The organism is Marinobacter sp. ST-43 (assembly GCF_030541085.1).
Classification (GTDB): Bacteria; Pseudomonadota; Gammaproteobacteria; order Pseudomonadales; family Oleiphilaceae; genus Marinobacter; species Marinobacter nauticus.
Genome location: NZ_JASSVO010000046.1, coordinates 1 through 2,559 on the forward strand (window position 1 = coordinate 1; position 2,559 = coordinate 2,559).

Annotated in this window: 2 protein-coding genes; both read right to left on the minus strand. The window is 61.9% G+C overall.

From position 1 onward, the window contains the following. Positions 1-94: 94 nt before the first annotated feature. Entirely contained in the window at positions 95-850 is a 756-nt protein-coding gene (istB, locus tag QPL98_RS19310; RefSeq protein WP_011783959.1) for an IS21-like element helper ATPase IstB, read from the minus strand. A 14-nt stretch (positions 851-864) separates the two neighbouring features. Then, positions 865-2,409 carry an IS21 family transposase gene (istA, locus tag QPL98_RS19315; protein ID WP_011783958.1) on the minus strand — a complete coding sequence of 515 codons (1,545 nt, stop codon included), beginning with the start codon at positions 2,407-2,409 and terminating at the stop codon, positions 865-867. Positions 2,410-2,559: the final 150 nt, after the last annotated feature.

Below are 2,559 nucleotides of genomic sequence, written 5' to 3' on the forward strand. Positions count from 1 at the left end.
GTGCGTATTCCGGCGAACGTGACCGTTCATTCCGGGGATCGTGACCGATTTGCACACGGCCCTCACGCTGGAGTCAGTTTTGTACTCTGAGCGGTCACGATGGGTCAACTGATTCCGTATTTTGTGCTTTGGCTTTTCGCAGTGATTCCCCCTTCAGATTGAGTCGGTGAGCACCGTGCAGGAGCCGGTCCAGGATGGCGTCGGCGAGCGTGGCGGAGCCGATGTAGTCGTGCCAGTGTTCGGTTGGTAACTGGCTCGCGATGAGCGTTGAGCCTCGCCCGTGCCGGTCTTCGATTACTTCCATCAGGTCTTGCCGTTGTTGTGCCGTCACCTTCTGCATGCCCCAGTCGTCCAGGATCAGCAGGTCGGTCTTCAGCAACTGGTTCATCAGCCGTGCGTAGCTGCCATCGCCGTGGGCGATGCGCACCTGCTCGAACAGCCGGGGCACGCGCAAGTAGCGAACCGAGAGCCCCTGCCGGCAGGCCTGGTTGCCCAGGGCGCAGGCCAGCCAGGTCTTGCCGCAACCGGTCGGGCCGGTGATGCACAGGTTCAGGGATTGGCGGATCCAGTCACAGCTGGCCAGCCCCGCCATACGGGAGCGCTCCAGCCCCCGTGGATGGCGGTAATCGACGTCTTCCACGCAGGCAGGGACCCGCAACCGGGCCGCCTTCAGCAGCCGATCCAGACGGCGATTTTCACGATGTAGCACCTCCCGGTCGATCAGCAAGGCCAGGCGTTCCTCGAACGCCAGGTCGTGGGTGTCGGGCTGTGCCCGCTGCTGTTCCAGGGCATCGCACATGCCGGTCAGCTTGAGCTGTCGCAAGGTATCGAGGGTGTTTTGAGTCAGCATCAGTTTCTCCGGGATCAGTGGTAGTAGTGGGGACCGCGAACGTTGGTGTGAACAGGCAGATCGGCCAGTTCCGGTTCTTCCTCGGCCAGGGGTAACGGGAGCTGATCCAGCCCCTGCTTCAGGATTGAACTGATGCTCTGATAGCTGGCCGAGTTGATGGCCAGTGCTCGGCTACAAGCCTGCTCCAAACGGTCACGGCTGTAGCGGCGACTCAGATTCAGTAGACCCAGGCATGACCGGTAACCATGCTCTGGATGAGGGCGATCCTTGAGCTGTCGCTGCACCACGTCCAGCGTGGCGGGACCGATGTCAGTGGCCCAGTTAAGGAACCGCCCCGGCGACCAGTTCTGATGGGCCTGATGGGACTTGGGCATGTGTTCGGTCAAGGTGACGAAGCGGCCCTTGCCATGCCGAGGGTGCAGAGCCACCCGCTGGCCTTTGTGCATGACCTCTACGGACGTATCGGTAACCCGAACATCCAGCTTCACGCCCACGAGTGCGTGAGGCACGCTGTACAGCCGTTTGTCGATCTCGATGTGGTAGTCGATTCCCGGTCGTGCCTTGCGCCACTCGGCGTAGACGTAGGGCGTTGCCGGCAGCGGCTTCAGCGCGGGTCGGTCCAGCGCTTCGAACAGGCTCTGGCGGCTCTCGGAGCGCCCCTGGAACGGACGCTGGTTCAGCGCCGGTAACAGTCCGGCGATGGCTGCGTTTAGCTCGGCCAGTGAGAAGAACGTCTGATGCCGCAACCGGGCCAGGATCCAGCGTTCAACCAGCAACACGCCGGCTTCCGCTTTTGCCTTGTCCTTGGGCTTGTAGGGGCGTGCCGGCAGTACCGCCGTCTGGTAATGGGCCGCCAGTTCCGCATAGGTCTCGTTGATCTGGGGCGTGTACCGATCTGCTTTGGTGACCGCTGCCTTGAGGTTGTCCGGAACCAGTAGTTCCGGTACGCCACCATAGAACGCCAGCATCCGCTGGTGAGAGGCGATCCAGTCCGGCAGGGACTGGCTCCAGGTGGCCTCGGCGAAGGTGTAGCTGGACGCCCCCAACACGGCCACAAAAACCTGGGCCTTGCGCATCTCGCCGGTGCTACGGTCCACCACCGGAACCGTAGGGCCGCAGTAGTCGATAAAGACCTTCTCACCTGCCCGATGGACCTGGCGCATGCTGCGCCGTTGCCGTCCCCGCCAGAGCCGGTAGTGGTGGCAGAACTGGCTGTAGCGATAGGCCTTGTCGCCGTGGCGTTCCACGTACTCGGCCCAGAGCAGTTGCAGGGTGACGCCCTTGGTCTTCAGTTCCTGGTGGACCTGGAAGTAGTCGGGTTCAGCAAATCGAGATGGGGGTGTCTTGGCCGGGAACAGCTGAGCCTCTAACCGTACTTCATCCGTGCCTTCCGGCAACGGCCAGGTGATGCCCTGCGCAGTGGCCAGGCTGACATACTTGCCGACCACGCCCTTGGAGAGCCCACAGGCACGGGCAATGCGCTCATGGCTCAGGCCCGCTTCGTACTTGAGGCGCAAGACCTCGATGATCTGTCGCATGGAAATCCTCGCTGCCGGCATCCGCCCTTCCTCGTGATGAAAAAGAAACGGGTATGCCGGATAAAGTTGAAGAATTCCAGCGTGTTGGCAGTGATTCCGGAGGAACGTGACCGGTGATTCCGGAAAAACGCCCGAAATCGGTCACGATAAAACGGAGTGAGCGGTCACGAT